This is a genomic window from Micromonospora sp. NBC_01699, assembly GCF_036250065.1.
Lineage (GTDB): Bacteria > Actinomycetota > Actinomycetes > Mycobacteriales > Micromonosporaceae > Micromonospora_G.
Genome location: NZ_CP109199.1, coordinates 5,373,045 through 5,399,588 on the forward strand (window position 1 = coordinate 5,373,045; position 26,544 = coordinate 5,399,588).

The window sequence follows — 26,544 nt, forward strand, 5'->3', positions numbered from 1 at the left end:
CCCGCCATCACTCCCCTGTCTCGTCACGGTCGGAGCCGTCCAACGCCATGCTGATCAGGCTCTCCACGTCCATGTCGTCAATGGATCCGCCCTCGGCCACGGTGTCCGGCTCGGTCGCCCGGCCGGCCCGTGCCCCGCCCAGTTCGAGCAGGCTGTCGAGCAGGCCCGCGTCGCGCAGCCGATGCAGCGGGATGGCTTGCAGGATGCGGCGTACCTGCTCCTCCTGGGCCCCGGCCGGATCACCGGCGCCGGGGTCCAGTTCGGTCGCCAGGTGCTCGGCCAGCACCCCGGCGGTCGGATAGTCGAACACCAGCGTCGCGGGCAACCGCAGCCCGACGGCCTGGTTGAGGCTGTTGCGGAACTCGACCGCGCTCAGCGAGTCGAATCCCAGCTCGCTGAACGCCCGCTCGGGGTCGATCGCGGCCGGGCCGCTGTGCCCAAGTACGACCGCCGCCTGGGCGCGTACCAGGTCGAGCAGCAGGTCGCGGCGTTCCGGCTCGGTCAGTCCGGCGAGGCGGCGCAACAGCGCGGCACCATCCCCGGCCGCCGCCTCCGACCGGGCCGGTCGGCCGGCGCGGACCAGCCCACGCAACACCGTCGGTACGGCGGCCGCCCTCCCCCGCAGCACCCCGAGGTCCAGCGGTGTCAGCGTGAGGCAGGCGTCGTCGGTGCACAGGGCGGCGTCGAGCAGCGCGAGCCCGGCGTCGGCGGTCAGTGCGGGGAAGCCCTGCCGGGCCATCCGGGCCAGGTCGGCGTCGTCCAGTTCGCCGCCCATGCCGACGCCGCTCCACAGCCCCCAGGCCAGTGACCAGGTGGGCAGCCCGGCCGCCCGGCGGTGCGCGGCCAGCCCGTCGAGGAACCCGTTCGCCGAGGCGTAATTGCCCTGACCGGGGCCGCCGAGCGTGCCGGCGACCGAGGAGAACATGACAAACGCGGTCAGGTCGCCGGTCAGCTCGTGCAGGTGCCACGCCGCGTCGGCCTTCGGCGCGAACACCGTACCGATCCGGTCCGGGGTCAGTGAGCCGAGCACGCCGTCGTCCAACACCCCCGCCGCGTGCACCACCGCGGTCAACGGCTGGTCGGCGGGCACGGTGTCGAGCAGGGCGGCGAGCGCGGCCCGGTCGGACACGTCGCAGGCCGCGATCGTGACGTCGGCGCCGAGCGCCTCCAGTTCGGCCCGCAACTCGGCCGCACCGGGCGCGTCGGGTCCACGGCGACCGGTCAACAGCAGCCGCCGCACCCCGTACGCGCCGACCAGGTGCCGGGCCACCAGCGCGCCGAGCCCGCCGGTGCCGCCGGTGACCAGGACGGTCCCACCGTCCAGCGGGACCGGCTCACCCGAGCCGGTGGCCCGGACCAGCCGGGGCACCCACACCGCGCCGCCGCGTACGGCTGCCTCGGGTTCACCGGCGGCGAGCACGGCGGCGACCGGGCCGGCGCTCCCGGCGGGGTCGTCGGTGTCCACCAGGGTGAACCGGCCCGGGTGCTCGGCCTGCGCGGCGCGTACCAGGCCCCACACCGGCGCCTGCGTGACGTCCACGTCGACGCTCCCCACCGGCACCGCACCGCTGGTCACGACGACGAGTTGGGACTGCGCGAAGCGGGGTTCGGCGGCCCAGCGTTGCAGCACCACCAGCACCTCCGAGGTGGTCCGGCGGGCGGCGGCCGGGCCGGGTGTGCGGCGGGCGCAGTCGTAGCGCACCAGCGGCGCAACGGCCCCGGCGGCGGGCAGGTCCGCCCACGCCACCGGCTCCGGGCCGGCGGCGGTCGTCACCGCGAGCGGTGCCCAGTCCAGGCGGAACATCGCGTTCGCGCCGTCGACCGGGCCGGTGAGCTGCTCGGCGGCGACCGGGCGGGAGACCAGCGAGGTGACGGTCAGCACCGGGCGGCCGGCCCGGTCGGCGAGCGTGACGACGTACGCGTGCGGCCCGGTCGGGGTCAGCCGGACCCGAGCCACGGCCGCCCCGGCGGCGTGCAGGGTCACGCCCGTCCAGGAGAACGGCAGCATCGCCTGCCCGCCCGCGTCGGCGGTCAGCATCGGCGCGTGCAGGGCCGCGTCGAGCAGCGCCGGGTGCACCCCGAACAGGTGCGCCTCGTCGGCGGCCGGGGCGGGCAGCGCGACCTCGGCGAAGATCTCGTCGCCGCGTCGCCAGGCGGCGCGCAGTCCCCGGAACGCCGGCCCGTAGCGGTAGCCGTGCTCGGCCAGCAGCTCGTACGCGCCGGTGACGTCGATCCCGTCGGCACCCGGCGGCGGCCACGAGGTCAGGTCGTCGGTGCCGGGCGTACCGGTGTCGATCGCCAGCGTCCCGTCGGCGTGCCTGGTCCACGGCACCTCGGCGGCCGCGCCCTGCGGCCGGGAGTGGACGGTGACCGGGCGCCGACCGGCGGCGTCCGGCGTGCCGACGCGCACCTGCACCGCGACCGGGGCGTGCGCCGGCAGCAGCAGCGGGGCCTGGAGGGTCAGCTCCTCCAGGGTCCCGGCGCCGACCTGGCGGCCGGCGTGCAGGGCCAGCTCGACCAGGCCGGTGCCGGGCACCATGACGGTGCCGAGTACGGCGTGGTCGGCCAGCCACGGAACGGCTTCGGTGGACAGCCGCCCGGTCAGCACCACCCCTTCGCCGTCGGGTTCGGGGACCACGACGCTCAGCAGTGGGTGCTCGGCCGGGTCGAGCCCGGACGAGCCGGCGTCGGCGGCACCCCGGTCGACCTGCAACCAGAACCGCTGCCGCTGGAACGGGTACGTCGGCAGGTCCAGCCGGGTGGTGGGCGTACCGAGCAGCCTGGCCCAGTCCACCGCCCCGCCCCGGAGGTGCAGTTGCGCCACCACGGCGAGGGTGGTGTCGACCTCGGCACGTCCGGCCCGTACGGTCGCGACCGCGCCGACGTCGCCGAGCATCCTGGTGACCAGTCCGGCCAGTACGGCGTCCGGACCGATCTCGACGTACCGGGCGGCGCCCAGTTCCCGCAGCGTGCTCACGCCGTCGGCGAAGCGCACCGCCTCCCGCACGTGGCGCACCCAGTACTCGGCGTCGGTCAGCTCGTCGGGCTCGGCGAGGCGGCCGGACACGTTGGACACCACCGGCAGTGTCGGCTCCCGGTAGGACAGCTCCTGCGTGACCTTGCGGAACTCGGCGAGCATCGGCTCCATCAGCGGCGAGTGGAACGCGTGGCTCACCTTCAGCCACGAGACCCGCCGGTTGAGCCCCTCGAAGTGGGCGACCACCGCCGCGACGGCCTGTTCCGCCCCGGACACCACCACGGACTCCGGCCCGTTGACGGCCGCGACCCCCACCAGGTCCACTGTCGCACCGCCCGCCGGGGCGGCACGCCGGCCGCCGGCTGCCCGCTTGCGTACGGGTCGGGGCTCGGCCGCGACCGTCGACAGCAGCTCGCCGACCTCGGCCTCGGTCGCCTGAATCGACGCCATCACCCCGCCGTCCGGCAGCGCCTGCATCAACCGGCCCCGCGCCGCCACCAACCGAACCGCGTCCGGCAGTGACCAGACACCCGCCAGGTACGCGGCGGCCAGCTCACCAATCGAGTGACCGGCCAGGAAGTCCGGCCGCACACCCCAGTTTTCGAGGAGCCGGAACAGCGCCACCTCGATGGCGAACAGGGCGCACTGGGCGTACCCGGTCCGGTTCAGCAGCTCCTGGTCGTCGCCCCAGATCACGTCACGCAGGGGGAGGTCGAGGTGAGTGTCGAACTCGGTGAGGAGCTGGTCGAACGCGGACGCGAACACCGGGAACGCGGCGTACAGCTCACGGCCCATGCCGATCCGCTGCGCGCCCTGGCCGGTGAACAGGAAGGCGGTGGCGCCGGTCTTCGCGATGCCGGTGGCGACCGCGCCGCTGCCCTGACCGGTCGCCAGCGCGGCCAGCTCGGCGAGCGCGGTGTGCCGGTCAGCGGCCCACACGACGGCCCGGTGGTCGAACAGCGGCCGGCCGGCGAGCGTACGGGCGACGTCGTCACCACGCCACTCGGGCAGTACGACGAGGTGTTCACGCAGTCGCCCGGCCTGCTCGCGCAGCGCGTCCACGCCACGCGCGCTGAGCAGCAGCGGCACCGACGGCAGGGGCGCCGCGACGGGCTGCATGGGCCGTGGCGCGGCCTCTTCGAGGATGACGTGCGAGTTGGTGCCGCTGATCCCGAACGACGACACCCCCGCTCGCCGGGGATGACCGTTGACCGTCCAGTCCCGCGACTCGGTCAACAACTCAACCGCACCGGCGGACCAGTCCACGTTGTGCGACGGCTCGTCCACGTGCAACGTCTTCGGCAACACCCCGTGGCGCATCGCCTGCACCATCTTGATCACACCGGCCACACCGGCGGCGGCCTGCGCGTGACCCATGTTCGACTTGATCGACCCCAACCAGAGCGGATTGTCCGACGAGCGGTCCTGCCCGTACGTCGCGATCAACGCCTGCGCCTCGATCGGATCACCCAACGTCGTACCCGTGCCGTGCGCCTCGACCGCGTCCACGTCGGCGGCGCTCAGGCCCGCGTTCGCGAGCGCCTGACGGATCACCCGCTGCTGCGAAGGACCATTCGGAGCGGTCAGACCGTTGCTCGCACCGTCCTGGTTGACCGCCGTACCACGCACGATCGCCAACACCTCGTGACCGTTGGTGATCGCATCCGACAGCCGCTCGACCAGGAGGACCCCCGCACCCTCGGCCCAGCCGGTGCCGTCGGCGGACGCCGCGAACGACTTGCAGCGCCCGTCGGCCGACAGACCACGCTGGCGGCTGAACTCGACGAAAACCTCCGGCGTCGCCATCACCGCCACCCCGCCGACCAGCGCGAGCGAGCACTCCCCCGACCGCAACGCCTGCGCGGCCAGGTGCAGCGCCACCAGCGACGACGAGCACGCGGTGTCGACGGTGACCGACGGGCCCTCGAAGCCGAACGTGTACGACACCCGGCCGGAGGCGATCGCACCGGTGCTGCTGTTGTACGCGTAGTCGTGGTACATCATGCCGGCGTAGACACCGGTCGCACTGCCACGCAGCGACGGCGGATCGATCCCGGCCCGCTCCAGCGCCTCCCACGAACACTCCAGCAGCAACCGCTGCTGCGGATCCATCGACAACGCCTCGTTCGGGCTGATCCCGAAGAAACCGGGCTCGAAGTCGGCGGCGTCGTAGAGGAAACCGCCGTGCCGGGTGTAGGAGCTGCCGGGGCGCTCACCGGAGGGGTCGTGCAGGCGGCCGACGTCCCAGCCCCGGTCGGCCGGGAAGTCCCCGACCGCGTCCACCCCACCGGCGACCAGCCGCCACAGCTCCTCCGGGCTGCTCACCCCGCCCGGATAGCGGCAGGCCATCCCGACGATCGCTATCGCGTCGTCGGAACCGACCGTCGCCGACACGGCCGGCAGGTCGACGCGTACGCCGGACAGCAGGGACAGCACGTGCCGGGCCACCGCGACCGCGGACGGGTAGTCGAAGACCAGCGTCGCGGGCAGCCGTACCCCGACCGCCTCCTGTAGCCGGTTGCGCAGCTCGACCGCGCTCAGCGAGTCGAAGCCGAGGTCGCCGAACGCCCGGTCGGGTTCGATGGCCGCCGGCCCGGCGTGCCCGAGCACCGCCGCGGCCTGCGCCCGGATCACGTCGAGCACGGCACCCTCGCGTTCCGTCTCGGGCAGCGCCGCGAACCGGGCCGCCGGCCCGCCGGGTGCGCCCACCGCCGCCGCCGCGCTCCGGCGCGTACGCGTCCCGCCGAGTCCGCGCAGCAGCGCGGGCAGGACGTCGCCGCGTCCACGCAGCACGGCCACGTCGACCCCCATCGGGACCACGACCGCCCGCCCGGAGACAAGCCCCGCGTCGAACCCGGCCAGGCCGTCGGCGACGGACAGGGCCGGCAGGCCCAGTCGCCGCATCCGGGCCCGGTCGGCCGCCGTGAGCAGGCCACTGAGGCCGGTTTCGGTGTCCCACAGGCCGAACGCCATCGCGGTCGCCGGCAGGCCGTTGGCGTGCCGGTGCTCGGCGAGGCCGGTCAGGAACGTGTTCGCGGCGGCGTAGCCGCCCTGGCCGGCGGCGAGGACGAGGCCGCCCGCCGAGGAGAACAGCACGAACGCGGAGAGTTCGTGCTCGCGGGTGGCCTCGTGCAGGTGCCAGGCGGCGTCGGCCTTGGGCCGCAGTGCCTCGTCTACCAGTTCGGCGGTGAGGTCGGGAATGAGGCCGTTGCCCGGCGCCCCGGCGGCGTGCACCACGCCGGACAGGTCCGGGATCCCGTCGACCAGCTCCCGTACGGCCGCGCGGTCGGCGACGTCGCAGGCGACCACGCGTACCCGGGCGCCGAGCGACTCCAGTTCCCCGCGCAGGTCCCCGGCGCCCGGCGCGGCCGGCCCCCGGCGGGAGGTCAACACCAGCGAACGCACCCCGTACGCGGTCACCAGGTGCCGGGCCACGAGCGCGCCCAGGCCACCGGTGCCGCCGGTGACCAGCACCGTGCCCCGGTCGGAGAACGCGGGCCGGGCCGGTTCGCCGGTGTGCACCGGGACACGGTCCAGGCGCGGTACGGCGGCGCTACCGTCGCGCAGTGCGAGTTCCGGTTCGCCGGTGGCCGCCGCGGCGGCGAGTACCGCCGTGGACGCGGTCGTACCGTCGGTGTCGACCAGCGTGAACCTGTCCGGGTTCTCGGCCTGGGCGGAACGCACCAGGCCCCACACGGCAGCGCCGGCCGGGTCGGTCACCGGGGACCCGTCGACCGACACCGCGTCCCTGGTCAGCACGACCAGCCGGGCACCGGCGAAGCGGTCCTGCGACAACCAGTCACGCAGGACCGCGAGGGTCTGCGACGTCACGTCCCGCAGCGCCGCCGGGACGTCGACCCCGAGACCGTACGCCTCGAAGACCACGACCGGCGGGACCGGGCCGGCGCCGACGGTGTCCCGGGCGGGGACCGTCGCGCCGGTCGACTCGGGCAGCGGACACGGCCGCCAGTGGGTCTCGAACACCGATTCGTGGTACGTCCCACGGGCCAGGAGTTGCTCGGTGGAGACCGGTCGCAGGGTCAGTGCCCGCACCGACGCCACCGGCAGGCCGGACCGGTCGGCGAGTTCCAGACGCAGCGCGTCCCGGCCGGTCGGGGTGAGCCGCACCCGCAGCGCGGTCGCTCCGACGGCGTGCAGCGACACCCCGGCCCAGGAGAACGGCAGCACGGTACGCGCGGCGTCGGCGCCGTCCTCCAGGCCGCCGAGCGCGAGCGCGTGCATGGTCGCGTCGAGCAGAGCCGGGTGCAGCCCGAACCGGGCGGCGTCCCCGTGTGCCTGTTCCGGCAGCGTGACCTCGGCGAACAACTGCTCGCCGGTACGCCACAGCGCGGTGAGCCCCCGGAACACCGGCCCGTAGCCGTAACCGCGCTCGGCAAGCTGCTGGTACGCGTCGTCCAGCGGCACCGGCACCGCTCCGGCGGGTGGCCACTGGGCCAGGTCGAAACCGGGCGTCGGGGCGGTCGGGGCCAGCACCCCCTCGGCGTGCAGGGTCCACGGTGACGCGGTGTCCCGGGTCCCGGAGTGGACGGTCACCGTACGCCGCCCGTCCGGGCTCGCCGCGCCGACGCTGACCTGGATCGCGCGTGCGTCCTGGTCGGGCAGCACCAGCGGTGCGTGCAGGGTGAGTTCCTCCAGCAGGTCGCAGCCGACCCGGTCACCGGCGTGCAGGGCGAGTTCGACGAACCCGGTCCCCGGCAGCAGCACGCTGCCCAGCACGGCGTGGTCGGCGAGCCAACCGTGCGACGCGGTCGACAGGCGGCCGGTCAGCAGCGCGGTGTCGGACTCGGCGAGCACGACGGCCGCGCCCAGCAGGGGATGATCGGTTTCCTCCAGGCCCGCCGCGGTGACGTCGCCGGCCGTACGGTCGGCGTACAGCCAGTACCGCTCCCGCTGGAACGGGTACGTCGGCAGGCCGACCCTGGTCGCGCCGGTGCCGGCGTACAGCCTGGCCCAGTCCACGGTCGCGCCCCAGACGTGCAGCTGGGCCAGCGCCGTGAGGGTGGTGCCGGATTCGGCGCGTCCGGCCCGGATGGTGGCGACCGCCGAAGCGTCGTCCAGCATCCGCGACACGAGTCCGGTCAGCACGGCGTCCGGCCCGATCTCCACGAACCGGGACACGCCGAGTTCCCGCAGCGCGTCGACGCCGTCGGCGAAGCGCACCGCTTCCCGTACGTGCCGGACCCAGTAGCGCGCCGACGTGAGGTCGTCGGGATCGGCGGGCCGACCGGTCAGGTTCGACACCATGGCGATCGTCGGAGAGTGGTAGGTCAAGCTCTGTGCGACCTGCTCGAACTCGGCGAGCATCGGGTCCATCAGCGGCGAGTGAAACGCGTGCGACACCTTCAGCCGGGACACCCGCCGACCCGATGCCTCGAACTGCGCGGCCAGTACGGCGACCGCGTCGCCCTGCCCGGAGACGACGACCGCCTGCGGACCGTTGACGGCGGCGATGCCGACCTCGGTGCCGGGCACCCGGAGCAGCGCCTCGACAACCTCGGCCTCGGTCGCCTGGATCGAGACCATCACCCCACCGTCCGGCAGCGCCTGCATCAGCCGGCCGCGCGCCGCCACCAACCGCACCGCATCCGCCAACGACCACACCCCCGCCACGTACGCGGCGGACAACTCACCGATCGAGTGCCCGGCCAGGTAGTCCGCCCGCACACCCCAGCTCTCCAGCAGCCGGAACAGGGCCACCTCAACGGCGAACAACGCACACTGCGCGTAGCCGGTCCGGTTCAACAACCCCTGGTCGTCACCCCACACCACCTCCCGGAGCGGACGGTCCAGGTACTGATCGAAACTGGACAGGACCTCGTCAAACGACGACGCGAAGACGGGGAACGACGGGTACAGCTCACGGCCCATGCCGATCCGCTGCGCGCCCTGACCCGTGAACAACAGCGCGGTGGATCCCGGACGCGGTGATCCGCTGACGACGGCCGGCGCGGTGTCACCCGGCGCCGTCGCGTGGACGAGCGCGTCCGGCGCGGCTACCGGTGGGAGACCGGCCAGTGACGCGAGCCCGGCCAGCGCGGACGTACGGTCCGGGGCGAGTACGACCGCTCGGTGTTCGAAGGTGGCCCGGGTGGTCGCGGTGGCGTAACCGAGGTCCAGTGGGCGCAGGTCGGGGTGTCCGGTCAAATGGTGGTGCAGCGACGCTGCCTGTGCCGCGAGGGCGGGCTCTGTCTTGGCGGACAGCGGCAGAAGCGCGAGCGGGAGTTCAGTCACCACCGGCTGCGCCACGACGGGTGCGGCGGGTGCCTCCTCCATGACGATGTGGGCGTTGGTGCCGCTGATGCCGAAGGAGGAGATGCCCGCACACCGGGGGTGCCCGTTGCTCGGCCAGGGCTGGGCCTCGGTCAGCAACTCCACCGCGCCGGCGGTCCAGTCCACGTTCGGTGACGGGGCGTCGACGTGCAACGTCTTCGGTAGGACCCCGTGACGCATCGCCTGGACCATCTTGATCACACCCGCGACACCAGCCGCCGCCTGCGCGTGACCCATGTTCGACTTGATCGACCCCAACCACAACGGCCGGTCCGCAGGCCGGTCCTGACCGTACGTCGCGATGACCGCCTGCGCCTCGATCGGATCACCGAGCGTGGTGCCGGTACCATGCGCCTCCACCGCGTCCACATCGGAGGAGGTCAACCCGGCGTTCGCGAGCGCCTGCCGGATCACCCGCTGCTGCGACGGACCATTCGGCGCCGAAAAACCATTACTCGCCCCATCCTGATTCACCGCCGTACCACGAACAATCGCCAGGACCTCGTGTCCGTTCGCGATCGCGTCCGACAACCGTTCAACCAACAACACCCCAACGCCCTCGGCCCAACCCGCACCATCAGCCGACGCCGAAAACGACTTACACCGACCATCCGGCGCCAACCCCCGCTGACGGGAAAACTCCACAAACATATCCGCCGAACCCATCACCGCCACACCACCAGCCAACGCCAACGAACACTCACCCGACCGCAACGCCTGCACCGCCAAATGCAACGCCACCAACGACGACGAACACGCCGTATCCACCGTCACCGACGGCCCCTCCAACCCCAACGAATACGACACCCGCCCCGACACCAAACTCCCACCCGCCGACGAACCCGCAAACACACCCAACCCATAATCGTGATACATCACCCCCACATACACACCCGTCCCCGACCCCCGCAACAACCCCGGATCAACACCCGCCCCCTCCAACGCCTCCCACGAACACTCCAACAACAACCGCTGCTGCGGATCCATCACCAACGCCTCATTCGGACTAATCCCGAAGAAACCAGCATCAAACCCCGCCGCATCATAAAGAAACCCACCCCGCCGCGTATACGACGTATTCGGCCGCACCCCGGAAGGGTCATAAATTCCGGCCAGATCCCAACCCCGATCCACCGGAAAATCACCGACGGCGTCAATGCCGTTCGCAACCAAACCCCACAAACTCTCCGGACTGTCCACACCACCCGGATACCTACACGCCATACCCACAATCGCGACCGGCTCATCCGCGTTGACACCCGTGACCGCGACCGGGGCCACCGCCCGCACCACACCCGCGACCAAACCCAACACATGCGCCGCCACGGCAGACGCCGACGGGAAATCGAACACCAACGTCGCCGGCAACCGCACCCCGACGGCGTCCTGCAAACGGTTCCGCAACTCCACCGCACTCAACGAATCAAAACCCAACTCACCAAACGCCCGACCAGGCTCAATCGCACCCGCACCCGAATGACCCAACACCGCAGCCGCATGCACCCGCACAACATCAAGAACCACACCCGCACGATCCGCCTCCGCCACCCCGGCCAGGCGGGCCGCGAGGGCGTTGGACGTACCCGTATCCCCCACCACGGCGGTGCCGCGGCGCGGGCGCGGGCCCGACAGGCCGCGTAGCAGCGCCGGCAGTGTGTCGGCGCGGGCCCGCAGCGCGGGCACGTCCACCCGCAGCGGCGCGACCGCCGCCCGGCCCGACGCCAGCCCGGCATCGAACCCGGCCAGGCCCTCGGCCACGGTCAGCGCGGGCAGGCCGAGGCGGCGCATGCGCTGCTCGGTGTCGGCGAGCGAGCCGCCGGGGCTGTCGGTGTGGCCGAGACCGGAGTCGACGCTCCACAGGCCGAACGCGAGCGACGTCGCGGCCAGCCCGGCGGCGCGGCGGTACGCGGCGAGCGCGTCGAGGAACACGTTGGCGGCGGCGTAGTTGGCCTGCCCGGCGGCGAGCACCAGTCCGCCGGCCGAGGAGAACAGGACGAACGCGGACAGGTCCCGGCCCAAGGTCAGCTCGTGCAGGTGCCAGGCAGCGTCGGCCTTGGGCGCGAACACGTCCCGTACCTGCTCGTCGGTCATCGTGCCGACGAGGCCGTTGTGCATGGCTCCGGCCGCGTGCACCACACCGGACAGATCGGGGATGCCCGCGAGCAGGTCGGAGACGGCGGCCCGGACGGACACGTCGCAGGCGGCTACCTGCACCCGTGCGCCAAGCGCCTCCAGCTCCCGCCGCAGCTCCACGGCACCGGGCGCGGCAGCGCCCCGACGGGAGGTCAACATCAGCGAGCGCACGCCGTACGCGGTCACCAGGTGCCGGGCGACGAGCGCGCCGAGCCCGCCGGTGCCACCGGTGACCAGCACCGTGCCCTCCCCGGAGAACACCGGGGCGGCGGGTGTGCTCGCGGAGGTGCCCGCCAGCGCAGTCGCGGGCGTGCTCGCGGGCGGGGGCGTGGTCGCGAGCGGGGGCGTGGTCGCGAGCGGGGGCGTGGGCGTGGTCACGACGCGGGCCAGGCGAGGCGCCCGGGCCAGGCCGTCCCGGAGCACCATCTCGGGTTCCCCGGTGGCGACGGCGGCTCCCAGCAGCACGGTCGACGCGTCGGTGCCGTCGGAGTCGATCAGTAGGAACCGGTCGGGGTTCTCCGCCTGGGCCGCGCGCACCAGGCCCCACACCGGGGCCTGCGCGAGGTCGACGTCGGTGCCGTCCACCGGCACCGCGTTCCGGGTCACGACGACCAGCCGTGATCCGCTGAACCGGTCCTGTGCCAGGAAGGACCGCAGGACACCCAGCGTTCCCGTGGTGCTCTCGTACGCGGCGTGCGGCGGCTCGCCCGGCACCTGCGGGCAGCTGTGGACGATGTCCCCGCCGACCTCGGTCGTCTCGTCCTCCGGCCAGCCGGTGAGGACCGTGGCGGTCGCCGGCACGGCGAGCGGGGTCCACTCGATCGCGTAGAGCGGCTCCGGGGCGGTGCTGCCGAGCTGCTCGGCGGAGACCGGACGGCCCGCCACCGATCCGACGGTGGCGACCGGCCGTCCCGCGGCGTCCGCGAGTCGCAACACGAGCGCGTTGCGGGACGAGGTGGTCAGGTGTACGCGCAGCGACCGCGCGCCGCCGGAGTGCAGGACGACACCGGTCCACGCGAACGGCAGCACGGCGTCGGCACCGTCATCGAGCAGCGCCGCGTGCATGGCGGCGTCGAGCAGCGCCGGGTGCAGCGCGAACCGGTCGGCGTCGTCGTGCGCCTGCTCGGGCAGGTTCACCTCGGCGTACACGTCGTCACCGGCCCGCCACGCCGCGGTGAGCCCCCGGAACACGGGCCCGTACGCGTAACCCCGGTCCAGCAGCCGGGGGTAGGCGTCGGCGGTGTCGACCGGTACGGCCCCGGCCGGCGGCCACTGTGCCAGGTCGAAGCCGGCCTCGGGTGCACCGGTGGTGAGTACGCCAGCGGCATGCTGGGTCCACGGCGTGTCCTGGCCGGCATCGTCGATCCGGCCGTACACGGCGAGCGGGCGGCGGCCCGTCTCGTCGCGAGCCCCGACGACAACCTGTACGGCAACCCCACCGTGCTCGGGCAGTACGCACGGGGCTTGCAGGGTGAGTTCCTCCAGCAGGTCGCAGCCGATGCGGTCACCGGCCTGCACGGCGAGTTCGACCAGGCCGGAGCCGGGCAGCAGCACGGTGCCGAGGACGGCGTGGTCGGCGAGCCACGGCTGGGCGGCCAGCGAGAGTCGGCCGGTGAGCACGAGCCCGTCGGAGGTCGGCGCGGCGACGAGTGCGCCGAGCAGCGGATGGTCCAGTTCGCCCAGGCCGGCGGAGGCGAGGTCACCGCCGGTGGGCCAGAATCCGAGCAGGTAGTCGCGGGTGTCGAGCCAGTACCGCTGCCGTTGGAACGCGTACGTCGGCAGGTCCACCCGCGACCCACCGGACCCGGCGAACAACCCCGCCCAGTCCACCACCCCACCCCACACATGCAACTGAGCCAGAGCAGCGACAACCGTCTCCGACTCGGCCCTACCGGCCCGCATGATCGCCGCGACCGGGGCGTCGTCCAGGATGCGCGACACCAGACCGGTCAACACCCCGTCCGGACCCACCTCAACGAACCGCGACACACCAAGATCCCGCAACGCGCCCACACCATCGGCGAACCGCACCGCCTCACGAACGTGCCGCACCCAGTAATCAGGCGACGTCAACTCATCCGCCGCCGCCAGCGCACCGGTCAGATTCGACACGATCGGGATCCTCGGAGCCGAGAAAGCCAACCCCCGCGCCACCTCCGCAAAGTCCGCCAACATCGGATCCATCAACGGCGAATGGAACGCGTGCGACACCCGCAACCGGCCAACACGCCGACCCAGACCCTCGAAGTACGCGACCACCGCCGCCACGGCATCTTCCGCCCCGGACACCACCACCGACTCCGGACCGTTCACCGCCGCGATCCCCACCGGCACATCCCCGAGCCGGGCAAGCACCTCCGCCTCGGTCGCCTGCACCGAGGCCATCACCCCGCCGGCCGGCAACGCCTGCATCAACCGACCCCGCGCCGCCACCAACCGCACCGCATCCGCCAACGACCACACACCCGCCACAAACGCAGCCGCCAACTCGCCAATCGAATGCCCAGCCAGAAAATCCGGCCGCACACCCCACGACTCCAGCAGCCGGAACAGGGCCACCTCCACCGCGAACAACGCACACTGGGCGTACCCGGTCCGGTTCAGCAGTTCCTGGTCGTCGCCCCAGACCACCTCCCGCAGCGGACGATCCAAATACTGATCGAACTCCGTCAACACCTCGTCAAACGACGACGCGAACACCGGGAACGACGCGTACAGCTCACGACCCATACCGAGACGCTGCGCACCCTGACCCGTGAACAACAACGCCGTCGCACCGGGACGGACCTGGCCCTGGACGACCGATACCGCGGGGGCGTCCGCGTCGCCGGCCACGCCCGCGAGTCCCGCGAGTCCGGCCAGTGCGCTCGTACGGTCACCGGCGAGCACGGCGGCGCGGTACTCGTAGCCGGGGCGGCCGGCGAGTGTGTGGCCGGTGTCGAGCAGTTCCTGCTCGGAGCGGGCCCGTAGGTGTGCCAGCAGGCGGGCTGCCTGATCGGGGAGCGCGGCGGCGGTCTTGGCCGACAGCAGCAGCGGTACGGCGTACGGCGGAGTTGTCCCGGCGGATGTGCTCACGCCCGTCGCGGGCGCCTGTTCGAGGATGACGTGCGCGTTGGTGCCGCTGATCCCGAACGACGACACCCCCGCTCGCCTGGGACGACCGTTCACCACCCAGTCCCGCGACTCGGTCAACAACTCAACCGCACCCGCCGACCAGTCCACGTTGTGCGACGGCTCGTCCACGTGCAGGGTTCTGGGCAGCACCCCGTGGCGCATCGCCTGCACCATCTTGATCACACCCGCCACACCGGCGGCAGCCTGCGTATGACCCAGGTTTGACTTGATCGACCCCAACCACAGCGGACTGTCCGGCGACCGGTCCTGCCCATACGTCGCGATCAACGCCTGCGCCTCGATCGGATCACCCAGGGTCGTACCCGTGCCGTGCGCCTCCACCGCGTCCACGTCGGCGGCCGACAGGCCCGCGTTCGCGAGCGCCTGACGAATCACCCGCTGCTGCGAAGGACCGTTCGGAGCGGTCAGACCGTTGCTCGCACCGTCCTGGTTGACCGCCGTACCACGAACGATCGCCAACACCTCGTGACCGTTGGCAACGGCGTCGGACAACCGCTCGACCAGCAGCACACCGGCGCCCTCGCCCCAGCTGGTACCGCTGGTGCCGTCGGCGAACGAACGGGCCCGGCCGTCGGCGGCCAGGCCGCGTTGGCGGCTGAACTCGACAAAGACCTCCGGCGTCGCCATCACCGCCACCCCACCGACCAGCGCGAGGGAGCACTCCCCCGACCGCAGTGCCTGCGCGGCCAGGTGCAGCGCCACCAGCGACGACGAGCAGGCCGTGTCGACGGTGACCGACGGGCCCTCCAGGCCGTAGACGTACGAGACCCGGCCGGAGGCGATCGCGCCGGTGCTGCTGTTGGCGGCGTAGTCGTGGTACATCATGCCGGCGTAGACACCGGTCGCACTGCCATGCAGTGACGACGGGTCGACACCGGCGCGCTCGAACACCTCGGACACGCACTCCAGCAGCAGCCGCTGCTGCGGGTCCATGGTCAGCGCCTCGTTCGGGCTGATCCCGAAGAAACCGGGGTCGAACAGGGCGGCGTCGTGCAGGAAGCCGCCCTCGCGGGTGTACGACGTGTTCGGCCGCTCCCCCGACGGGTCGTAGAGGCGGTCCAGGTCCCAGCCCCGGTCGGCGGGAAACTCCGAGATCGCGTCGACACCGTCGGCGACCAGCCGCCACAGCTCCTCCGGGCTGCTCACCCCACCCGGATAGCGGCAGGCCATGCCGACGATCGCTATCGGCTCGTCGGCGGCGGCTGCCACCGACGTCACGACCGTCGCGGGGGCCGCGCCGACGACCTCGTCAAGCAGGTGCCGGGCCAGCGCCTGCGGGGTCGGATAGTCGAACACCAGCGTCGCGGGCAGCCGTAGCCCGGTGACCTCGTGCAGGGCGTTGCGCAGTTCGACGGCGGTCAGCGAGTCGAAGCCGAGTTCGGTGAAGGCACGGTCGGCGGCGACGGCGCGCGGTGATCCGAACGCGAGCACCTGCGCGACGCGTTCGCGTACCAGGTCCAGCAGCATCGGTTCGCGCTCGTCGGCGGGCAGTGCGGAGAGCTGCCGTTGCAGCGTGCTACCGCCGACGGCGGCGCCGGTGCTGCGTCGGCGGCTCACCGGGACGAGGCCCCGGAGCAGGCCGGGCAGGTCGCCGCCGCGCTCGCGCAGCGCGGCCAGGTCCAGCTTGACCGGCACAAGAACGGCTTCCGGCGTACGCAGGCAGTCGTCGAGCAGTGCGAGCGCCTCGGCCGACGACATGGAGTACACGCCGCCACGCGAGATACGGGAGCGATCGGCTCCGCGCAGGTTCACGGCCATCCCGGCCTCGTCCGACCACAGACCCCAGGCCAGGGAGTGCGCGGGTAGCCCGGTGGCGCGCCGGTGCGCGGCAAGCGCGTCGAGGAACGTGTTGGCGGCGCTGTAGCTGCCCTGTCCGGGGGCACCGAGCAGGCCCGCGAATGCGGAGAACAGCACGAACGCGTCGAGCCGCAGCGCGGCGGTCAGCTCGTGCAGGTGCCAGGCGGCGTCGAGCTTGGGCCGCAGTACCGCGGCCAGCCGCTGCGGGGTGAGCCCGTCGAGCACACCGTCATCCAGCACACCGGCGGTGTGTACGACCGCGGTGAGCGGCTGGTCGGCCGGGATCGTGGCGAGCAGCCCGGTCAGCGCTTCGCGGTCGGCGACGTCGCAGGCGGCGATGGTGACGTGGGCGCCGAGTGCGGTGAGGTCGGCGCGCAGCCGTCCGGCGTCCGGTGCCCGGTCGCCCCGGCGGCTGGCCAGCAGCAGCCGGCGTACCCCGTGGTGTTCGACCAGGTGCCGGGCGACCTGCGCGCCCAGGCCACCGGTGCCGCCGGTGACCAGCACCGTCCCGCCGCCGGTGAACACCGCTGCGGTGGCGATCGTACGCGGCAGCCGGGCCAGCGTGCCCGCGTACGCGACCCCGTCGCGCACCGCGAGTTGCGGGTCGCCGGTCAGGGCGAGTCCGGCGAGGGCGTGTTCGGTGGCGGGCGTGGCGTCGGTGTCCACGAGCGCGAACCGTCCCGGGTGCTCGGACTGCGCCGAGCGCAGCAGGCCCCAGACGGCGGCGTGACGCGGGTCGACGTCCTCGCCGTCCCTGGCGCCGATCGCGTGCCGGGTGAGCACCACCAGGCGGGCGGCGGCGTAGCGCTCGTCGGCGAGCCAGTCCCGCACGACGGCAAGCACGTCGGCCGTGATCCGGTGCGCATCGGCGACGATTCCGGTGTCGCCGTCGGCAATGGTTCCGGTGTCGCCGTCGGCGACGGGTCCGGTGTCACCGCCGGCAATGGTTGCGGGGCCGGCGGGTTCGGGGCAGCGGTAGGCGACGGTGGTGGGCACCGACCGGGTGGTGTCGAGGTCGTGCCAGTCGACCCACCGGGCGGCGGGCACCGCCCCGGCCGTGGGCACGGGTGTCCAGGACATCCGGTACAGCGCGTCGTGCACCCCGGCGCCGACGGCGGTGAGCTGTTCGATCGCGACGGGCCGCAGGGTCAGCGCGGCGACGGTGGCGACCGGGTCACCCGCGCCGTCGGCGATGTCGAGCCGGAGCGCCCCGGATCCGTTCGGGGTCAGCCGCAGGCGCAACCGGGTCGCACCGGTCGCGTGCAGGGTCGTACCGGACCAGGCGAACGGCAGCACGACCTGCTCGCCGATCGTGTCGGTGAGGGTGGCGGCGTGCAGGCAGGCGTCGAGCGCGGCGGGGTGCAGCCCGAACCGCTCCGCGTCGGCGTGCGCGGCGTCGGGCAGTTCGACCTCGGCGTACACCTGCCCGTTCAGCGTCCATGCGGCGGTCAGGCCCTGGAAGACGGGCCCGTACGCCATCCCGGCGTCGGTGAACCGCTGGTACATCCCGGTCAGGTCGACGGGCTGGGCTCCGGGCGGCGGCCAGGCGCCGATCGGCTCGGGCTGCTGCTCGCCGGTGGACAGCACGCCGGTGGCGTTGCGGGTCCAGGACTGGTCGTCAAGCAGGTCGTGGCGCCGGGAGTAGACGGTGACGGGCCGGGTTCCCCGGTCGTCGGCGGCGCCGACGGCGACCTGCACCTGGACCGCACCATGAGCGGGCAACACCAGCGGCGCCTCGATGGTCAGCTCGTCCAGCAGGCCGCAGCGCACCTGGTCACCGGCGCGTACGGCCAGTTCCACGAAACCGGTGCCGGGGAACAGGATCGCGCCGCCGACCCGGTGATCGGCCAGCCACGGGTGGGTCTGTGCGGACAGCCGCGCGGTGAGGACGACGCTGTCGGACTCGGCGAGCATGACGGCCGCACCGAGCAGTGGATGGTCGGCGGTTTCGAGGCCGGCGGCGGTCACGTCGCCGGTCACCTGCTCGCCCTGCAACCAGTACCGCTGCCGCTGGAACGCGTACGTCGGCAGGTCCACCCGCGACCCACCGGACCCGGCGAACAACCCCGCCCAGTCCACCGTCCCACCCCACACGTGCAACTGAGCCAATGCGGCAACAGCGGTTTCCGACTCGACCCGCCCGGCCCGTACGGTCGCCACCACCGCCGCGTCATCGAGCAGGCGCGACACCAGCCCGGTCAACACCCCGTCCGGACCCACCTCAACGAACCGCGACACACCAAGATCCCGCAACGCACCCACACCATCGGCGAACCGCACCACCTCACGAACATGCCGCACCCAGTAATCAGGCGACGTCAACTCATCCACCGTCGCCAGAGCACCGGTCAGATTCGACACGAACGGGATCCTCGGAGCCGCGTACGACAACCCCCGCGCCACCTCCGCAAAGTCCGCCAACATCGGATCCATCAACGGCGAATGGAACGCGTGGCTCACCTTCAGCCACGAGACCCGCCGGCCGAGGCCCTCGAAGTGAGCCACCACCGCCGCCACGGCATCCTCGGCTCCGGACACCACCACCGACTCGGGACCGTTCACCGCAGCGACACCGACCGGCACGTCCCCGAGCCGAGCAAGCACCTCCGCCTCGGTCGCCCGGATCGACGCCATCACCCCACCCGACGGCAACGCCTGCATCAACCGACCACGCGCCGCCACCAACCGCACCGCATCCGCCAACGACCACACACCCGCCACAAACGCAGCCGCCAACTCACCAATCGAATGCCCAGCCACAAAATCCGGCCGCACACCCCACGACTCCAGCAGCCGGAACAGGGCCACCTCCACCGCGAACAACGCACACTGGGCGTACCCGGTCCGATTCAACAACTCCTGGTCGTCGCCCCACACCACCTCCCGCAGCGGACGATCCAAATACTGATCGAACTCCGCCAACACCTCGTCAAACGACGACGCGAACACCGGGAACGACGCGTACAGCTCACGACCCATACCGAGACGCTGCGCACCCTGACCCGTGAACAACAACGCCGTCGCACCGGGACGGACCTGGCCCTGGACGACCGTCACCGCGGGGGCGTCCGCGTCGCCGGTCAGGATCGCCAGTCCGGCCAATGCCGACGCCCGGTCGGCGGCCAGGACGACGGCGCGGTGGTCCAGCGCCGATCGGGTGGTGCCGAGGGAGAACGCGACGTCCGGCAGCGCCCCGTCCGGCGTACCGGTAATGAAGGACGCGAGGCGGGCGGCCTGCGCCCGCAGCGCGTCCGGGCCCCGGCCGGACACCGGCAGTGGCAGCGGAACCCCGGCGGGCCAGGTGGCCGTGAGCGTCTGCTCGGCCGGCGGCTCGTCGCCCTCCTCGGCCGGTACGTCGGCGGTCGCCTGCTCGATGATGATGTGCGCGTTCGTGCCGCTGATGCCGAACGACGACACCGCGGCCCGGCGCGGGCGGCCGTGTTCGGGCCAACTCACAGCCTCGGTGAGCAGTTCGACGTGGCCGGCGGACCAGTCGACGTGCCGGGACGGCTCGGTGACGTGCAGCGTTTTGGGCACCAGGCCGTGGCGCATCGCCTGGACCATCTTGATCACACCGCCGACCCCGGCGGCGGCCTGGGCGTGGCCGATGTTCGACTTGATCGAGCCGAGCAGCAGTGGCTGGTCCGCGGGCCGGTCCTGCCCGTACGTGGCGAGCAGTGCCTGTGCCTCGATCGGGTCGCCGAGGGTGGTGCCGGTGCCGTGGGCCTCCACGACGTCGATCTGGTCGGCGGTGACCTGGGCGTTGGCCAGTGCCTGGCGGATGACGCGCTGCTGTGCGGGGCCGTTGGGGGCGGTGAGGCCGTTGCTGGCGCCGTCCTGGTTGACGGCGGAGCCGCGCAGCACGGCGAGCACCCGGTGGCCGTTGCGCCGGGCGTCGGAGAGCCGTTCCAGCAGCAGCATGCCGATGCCCTCGGACCATCCGGTGCCGTCGGCGGCGTCGGAGAACGCCTTGCACCGGCCGTCGGGCGCCAGCCCACGCTGGCGGCTGAAGGCGACGAACGGCGACGGCGTGGACATGACCATGACGCCGCCGGCCAGGGCGAGGCGACATTCCCGCTGGCGCAGGGACTGCATGGCCAGGTGCAGTGCGACCAGCGACGACGAGCAGGCGGTGTCGACGGTCAGCGCCGGGCCCTCCAGGCCGAGGGCGTACGACACCCGGCCGGAGATGACGGCGGCAACGCTGGCGGTGCTCATGTACGCCTCGGCGAACTCCGGCAGGACCGCCACCAGGTGCTGGTAGTCCTGTACGCCGGAGCCGGCGAAGACGCCGACGGGCTCGCCACGCAGCGAGTCCGGGTCGATCCCGGCCCGTTCGACGGCCTCCCAGCAGACTTCGAGCATGAGCCGCTGCTGCGGGTCGGTGGCGATCGCCTCGCGGGGGCTGATGCCGAAGAACTCGGCGTCGAAGTCGGCGACGCCGGAGACGAACCCGCCCTGGTTGACGTAGCTGGTGCCGGACTGCTCGCCGTCCCCGGCGAGCAGTCCGTCGAGGTGCCAGCCCCGGTCGGTCGGGAACTCGGTGATCGCGTCGCGGCCCTGGGCGACGAGGTCCCACAGCTGTTCGGGGGTGCTGACGCCGCCCGGGTAGCGGCAGGCCATGGCGACGATCGCGATGGGCTCGTGGTCCTTGGCCTCGGCCTGGCGCAGCCTGCGCTTGGACTGTTGCAGGTCGGCCGTGGCCCGCCGCAGGTAGTCCCGCAGCTTGTCGTCTTGAGACATGTCCAACCTCATCCGCTTGTCGAGCCTGCCGGCGCCGGGCGCCGGGCGGTGTGCCGTGTCAGGAGACGCCCAGCTCGCTGTCGAGCGCGGCGAAGAGTTCGTCGTCGGTGGCCTCGTCGAGAGCCGGTGCCGCCGGGTCGGCCGGGTCACCACCGTGGCTGTCCTGCCAGCCGCGCAGCAGCGCCTCCAGGCGGGCGGTGACGCGGGTGTGTGCGTCGGCCTGTGGGCCGTACGCGGCGAGCGCGGCTTCGAGCCGGTCCACCTCGGACAGCAGGGTGTCGACGGCGCCCGCCCCGGTGGGGGCGAGTACGCCGTCGAGGTGCTCGGCGACGGCGCGGGCGGTCGGGTGGTCGAAGACCAGGGTGGTCGGCAGCGAGATCCCGCTGGCGTCGGTGAGTCCGTTGCGGAACTGCACCGCGCTGAGCGAGTCGAACCCGAGGTCCTTGAAGGCGCGTTCGGGTGCGACCGCCGCCGGGCCCGGGTGTCCGAGCACCACGGCGGCGTGGGTGCGGACGAGGTCGAGCAGGACGGTCAGCCGCTCGGCCGGGGGTCGTCCGGCCAGTTCGGCGCGCAGCCGATCGGCGGTTTCGCCGGCCCGCCGGGGCCGGGTACGGACGAGGCCGCGCAGGGTAGCGGGCAACTGCCCCGCCTCGGCGAGGGTACGCAGGTCGAGGTCGACCAGGGCCAGGTACGCCCGGTCGGTGGCAATCGCGTGGTCGAACAGGGCGATGCCGGTGTCGACGGACAGCGGCGGGATGCCCTGGCGGCGCAGCCGCGCCCGGTCGGCGTCGCCGAGTTCGCCGCCCATGCCCGCGCCCGCCCACAGGCCCCAGGCCAGGGACTGGCCCGCCAGACCTGCGGCGCGTCGGTGTGCGGCGAGCGCGTCGAGGAACGTGTTGGCGGCCGCGTACGCGCCCTGTCCGGGGCCGCCGAGGGTGCCGGACACGGACGAGAACAGCACGAACGCGGTCAGGTCCCGGTCGCGGGTGGCCCGGTGCAGGTGCCAGGCGGCGTCGGCCTTCGGGGCGAGTACGTCGGCCAGCCGGTCCGGGGTGAGCGCCCCGATCACCCCGTCGTCGAGGACACCGGCCGCGTGGACGATCCCGGTCAGGTCGGGAATGCCGGCGACCAGGGTGTCGACCGAGGCCCGGTCGGCGACGTCGCAGGCCAGGATCCGGGTCTGCGCGCCGAGGCCGGTGAGTTCCTTCTCCAGTTCGTCCGCGCCGGGTGCGTCGGGTCCGCGCCGGGAGGTCAGCACCACCGACCGCACCCCGTACGCGGTGACCAGGTGCCGGGCCACCAGCGCGCCCAGTCCGCCGGTGCCGCCGGTGACCAGCACGGTTCCCCGCTCGGAGAACGTTGTCGCCGGTCCGGACCGGATGGCGGGGGTGGCGTCGGGTGCCGCTCCGGTCAGGCGCGGTACCCGCGCGATCCCTCTGCGCAGCGCCACCTCCGGTTCGCCGGCGGCGGCAACGGCTGCCAGCAGCGGCGCCGACGACTCGGCGGTGCCGTCGGAGTCGACCAGCACGAACCGGTCGGGGTGTTCGGCCTGCGCGGCGCGGACCAGGCCCCAGACGGCCGCACCGGCGAGGTCGGTGACGTCGGCCCCGTCGACCGGCACCGCGCCGTGGGTCAGCACCACCAGCCGGGAGGCGGCGTATCGGTCCTCGGTGAGGAAGTCCTGCAACCCGGCGAGCACCCGGCCGGTGGCCGCACGGACCCCGGTGGGCACGTCGCCCGGCTCGGGCGGGCAGGTGAACAGCAGCGCCGCCGGGGCTGGTTCGTCCGTGGACGGCCGGGTCCAGGGCGGCAGCGGCGCACCGGCTTCGGGCAGTTCGACGGTCGGCCAGTGCAGGTCGAACATCGCGTCACCGGTCCGTGGTGCGGGCGGTGGCGGCAGCTCGGCGACGCCGAGGGTCACCGTGCCGGACAGCACCGGCGCACCCGTGGCGTCGGTGACCCGCAGGACGCCGTCGCCGGTCAGCCGTACCCGTAGCCGGGTGGCGCCGTCGGCGTGCAGGGTGAGGTTGTGCCAGATGACCGGTTGGCGGATGGTGTCGCCGTCGGCCAGGCGGCAGTGCAGGGCGGCGTCGAGCAGCACCGGGTGGACGCCGTACCCGTCGGCGGTGACGTCGTGCGGCAGGGTGAGTTCGGCGTACCGGTCGCCGTCGCGCCGCCAGGCGGCGGTGACCGCCCGGAACGCCGGGCCGTGCCGGTGGCCGCGTCCGGCGAGTGCGGCGTAGGCGGCGGTGACGTCGATCGGCGTGGCGTGCGCCGGTGGCCACGGCAGCGCCGAGGGCGCCGGCCCGGCCGCCCCGGTGAGGGTGCCGGCCGCGTGCCGGGTCCAGTCGCCGGTGCCGGCCTCGGGTGCGCTGTGGATCGTGACGATGCGCTGTCCGTCGGGGTCCGGCGCCCCAACCTGTACGCGCAGCGCCAGGCCGCCCTGCGCGGGCAGCCCGAGGAGGGCGTCCAACCGCAGCTCGCGCAGGGTGTCGCAGCCGACGAGTGCCCCGGCCGAGAGGGCCAGGCCGGGCAGCGCGGCGGCGGGCAGCACGGTGACGCCGTCGAGTTCGTGGTCGGCGAGCCACGGCTGTTCGTCGATCCCGATCCGGCCGGTGAGCAGCACACCGCCGTCCGGCAGCTCGACGGCGGCGCCGAGCAGCGGGTGTCCGGTGTCCCGGACCCCGAGCGCGCCCAGGTCCGCGCCGCCGGACCGGATCGGCAGCCAGAACCGGCGACGCTGGAACGCGTACGTGGGCAGGTCCACCAGTCGCGCCCCGTGTCCGGTGAACAGCGCCGGCCAGGTCACCCCGACGCCGTGCGCGTACGCGTGGGCCAGCCCCGCCACCAGCGACCTCGGCTCGTCGGCGCTACGGTGCAGCAGCGCCGTGAACACGGCTTCGACGCCGACCTGTGTGCCGAGCGCGGTCAGCACCCCGTCGGGGCCGAGTTCGACGAAGCTGGTGACGCCGTCGTCGTGCAGGGCGCGTACCGCGTCGGCGAACCGGACCGGGCGACGTACGTGCGACACCCAGTAGTCGGGGTCGCAGAGTTCGGCCGTGCTCGCCGGCCGACCGGTCATGGTCGACACGACGGGGATGGTCGGCGGGTGGTATTCGAGGGTGGCGGCGACGGCGGCGAACTCGGCGAGCATCGGCTCCACGAGCGGCGAGTGGAACGCGTGCGACACCCGCAGCCGGGTGGTCTGCCGGCCCAGTGCCGCGAAGTGCGCGGCGACGGCGGTGACGGCGTCGTCCGTACCGGACACCACCACCGAGGCGGGGCCGTTGACGGCGGCGAGGCCGGCAGCCTCCGACAGCAGCGGCGTGACCTCCGCCTCGGTGGCGGCGATGGCGATCATGGCGCCGCCGGGCGGCAGGGCCTGCATCAGTCGCCCCCGCGCGGCGACCAGGCGGGCCGCGTCGGCCAGCGACCACACCCCGGCGACGTGTGCGGCGGCCAGTTCGCCGATCGAGTGCCCGGCCAGGTGGTCGGGGCGTACGCCCCAGCTTTCGAGGAGCCGGAACAGGGCCACCTCGATGGCGAACAGGGCGCACTGGGCGTACCCGGTGCGGTTCAGCAGCTCCTGGTCGTCGCCCCAGAACACGTCGCGCAATGGCCGGTCGAGATGCTGGTCCAGGTGCGCGACGGCGGCGTCCAGCGCGGCCGCGTACGCCGGGAACGCCGCATGCAGGCCGCGGCCCATGCCCACGCGTTGCGCGCCCTGCCCGCCGAACAGGAAAGCGGTGCCGCCGGTGCCGGCGGCACCGGTGCTGACCTGCGCGACGGGCATCGCGGCCGCGACGGCCGCGAGGCCCGCCAGCGCGTCGGCGCGGTCCGCGGCGAGCACAACCGCCCGGTGTACGAACGCCGACCGGCCGCCCAGCGTCAGGCCGACGTCGTGCAGCGACGCCCCGGGCGTGGCCGCCAGGTGCTCGTGCAACCGTCCGGCCTGCGCCCGCAACGCCTGCTCGGTACGCGCCGACAGCACCAGCGGCGTCCCGGCCACCGGCGCGGCGGGTGCCGGCTCCCGGCCCGCCGGTTCGGCGGGCGGTGCCTGTTCGAGGATCAGGTGCGCGTTGGTGCCGCTGATGCCGAACGCGGACACCCCGGCGCGACGCGCCCGGCCGGTGCCCGGCCACGGCACCGTCTCGGTGACCAGGGCGGCGTTCCCGGCGGCCCAGTCGACATACGGGCTCGGCTCGTCCACGTGCAGCGTGCGGGGCACCTCGCCGTGGCGCATCGCGACGACCATCTTGATCACACCGGCCACCCCGGCGGCGGCCTGGGTGTGCCCGATGTTCGACTTCACCGACCCGAGCAGCACCGGGCGGTCGGCGGGCCGGTCCTGCCCGTACGTCGCCAGCAGCGCCTGCGCCTCGATCGGGTCGCCGAGCCGGGTCCCGGTGCCGTGCGCCTCGACCACGTCGACGTCGGCGAAGCCCAGCCGCGCGTCGGCCAGTGCCTGCCGGATGACGCGCTGCTGCGACGGGCCGTTGGGTGCGGTCAGGCTGCTCGACGCGCCGTCCTGGTTGACCGCCGAGCCACGGATCAGCGCCAGCACCGGGTGCCCGTTGGCGATCGCGTCGCCGAGCCGTTCCAGCAGCAGCACCCCGGCTCCCTCGCTGCACCCGACGCCGTCGGCGGCGGCCGCGAACGACTTGCACCGCCCGTCGAGGGCGAGGCCGCGCTGCTCGCTGAAGTAGACGAACATGTCCGGGCTGGACATCACCGTGGCGCCGCCCGCCAACGCGAGCGAGCACTCGCCCCGGCGCAGCGCCTGCACCGCCCAGTGCGTCGCGACCAGCGACGACGAGCAGGCCGTGTCGACGGTGACCGCCGGACCCTCCAGACCCATCGTGTACGCAACCCGACCGCTGGCGAGGCTGCCGCTGCTGGTGCCGGCGGCACCGTTGCCCAGCGCGTAGTCGTGGTACATCAGCCCGCAGAACACGCCGGTGGCGCTGCCGCGCAACGTCGCCGGGTCGATACCGGCCCGCTCGACCGCCTCCCAGCACACCTCCAGCAGCAGGCGCTGCTGCGGGTCGGTGCCCAGCGCCTCGTTCGGGCTCATCCCGAAGAAGTCGGGGTCGAAGTCGCCCGCGTCGTAGAGGAAACCGCCCTCGACGGCGCAGGTGCGCCCCGCCGTACCCGGCTCGGGATCGTGGATGCCGCCGGGCCAGCCCCGGTCGGCCGGGAACGGCCCGACCGCGTCCACGCCCCGCTGCACCAGCCGCCACAGGTCCTCCGGGGCGGTGACGCCGCCCGGGTACCGGCAGGCCATGCCGACGATCGCGACGGGCTCCTCGGAGACCCGCTGTTCCAACTCGGCCACCCGGGCGCGGCTCTCGCGCAGGTCGGCGGTGGCTCGGCGCAGGTACTGCAACAGCCGCTCGTTCTCACTCACCGGACTTCTCCCTGGTTGTTGCAGCCGGCCGATGGTTAGGGGGGTGCCGCGGGGCCCGGAG

Annotated in this window: 2 protein-coding genes; both read right to left on the minus strand. The window is 73.3% G+C overall.

The window, feature by feature from the left end; all coding sequences use genetic code 11:
- Positions 1 to 7 precede the first annotated feature (7 nt).
- Complete coding sequence (locus OG792_RS21780) at positions 8 to 21,076, minus strand: type I polyketide synthase (protein ID WP_329101700.1); 21,069 nt, start codon at positions 21,074 to 21,076, stop codon at positions 8 to 10.
- A gap of 58 nt (positions 21,077 to 21,134) precedes the next feature.
- Complete coding sequence (locus OG792_RS21785; RefSeq protein WP_329101702.1) at positions 21,135 to 26,483, minus strand: type I polyketide synthase; 5,349 nt, start codon at positions 26,481 to 26,483, stop codon at positions 21,135 to 21,137.
- Between the last annotated feature and the right edge of the window lie 61 nt (positions 26,484 to 26,544).

Coding starts and splice junctions, on each gene's coding strand:
- OG792_RS21780 (WP_329101700.1), bottom strand. CDS start 21,076: ATGTCTCAAGACGACAAGCTGCGGGACTACCTGCGGCGGGCCACGGCC.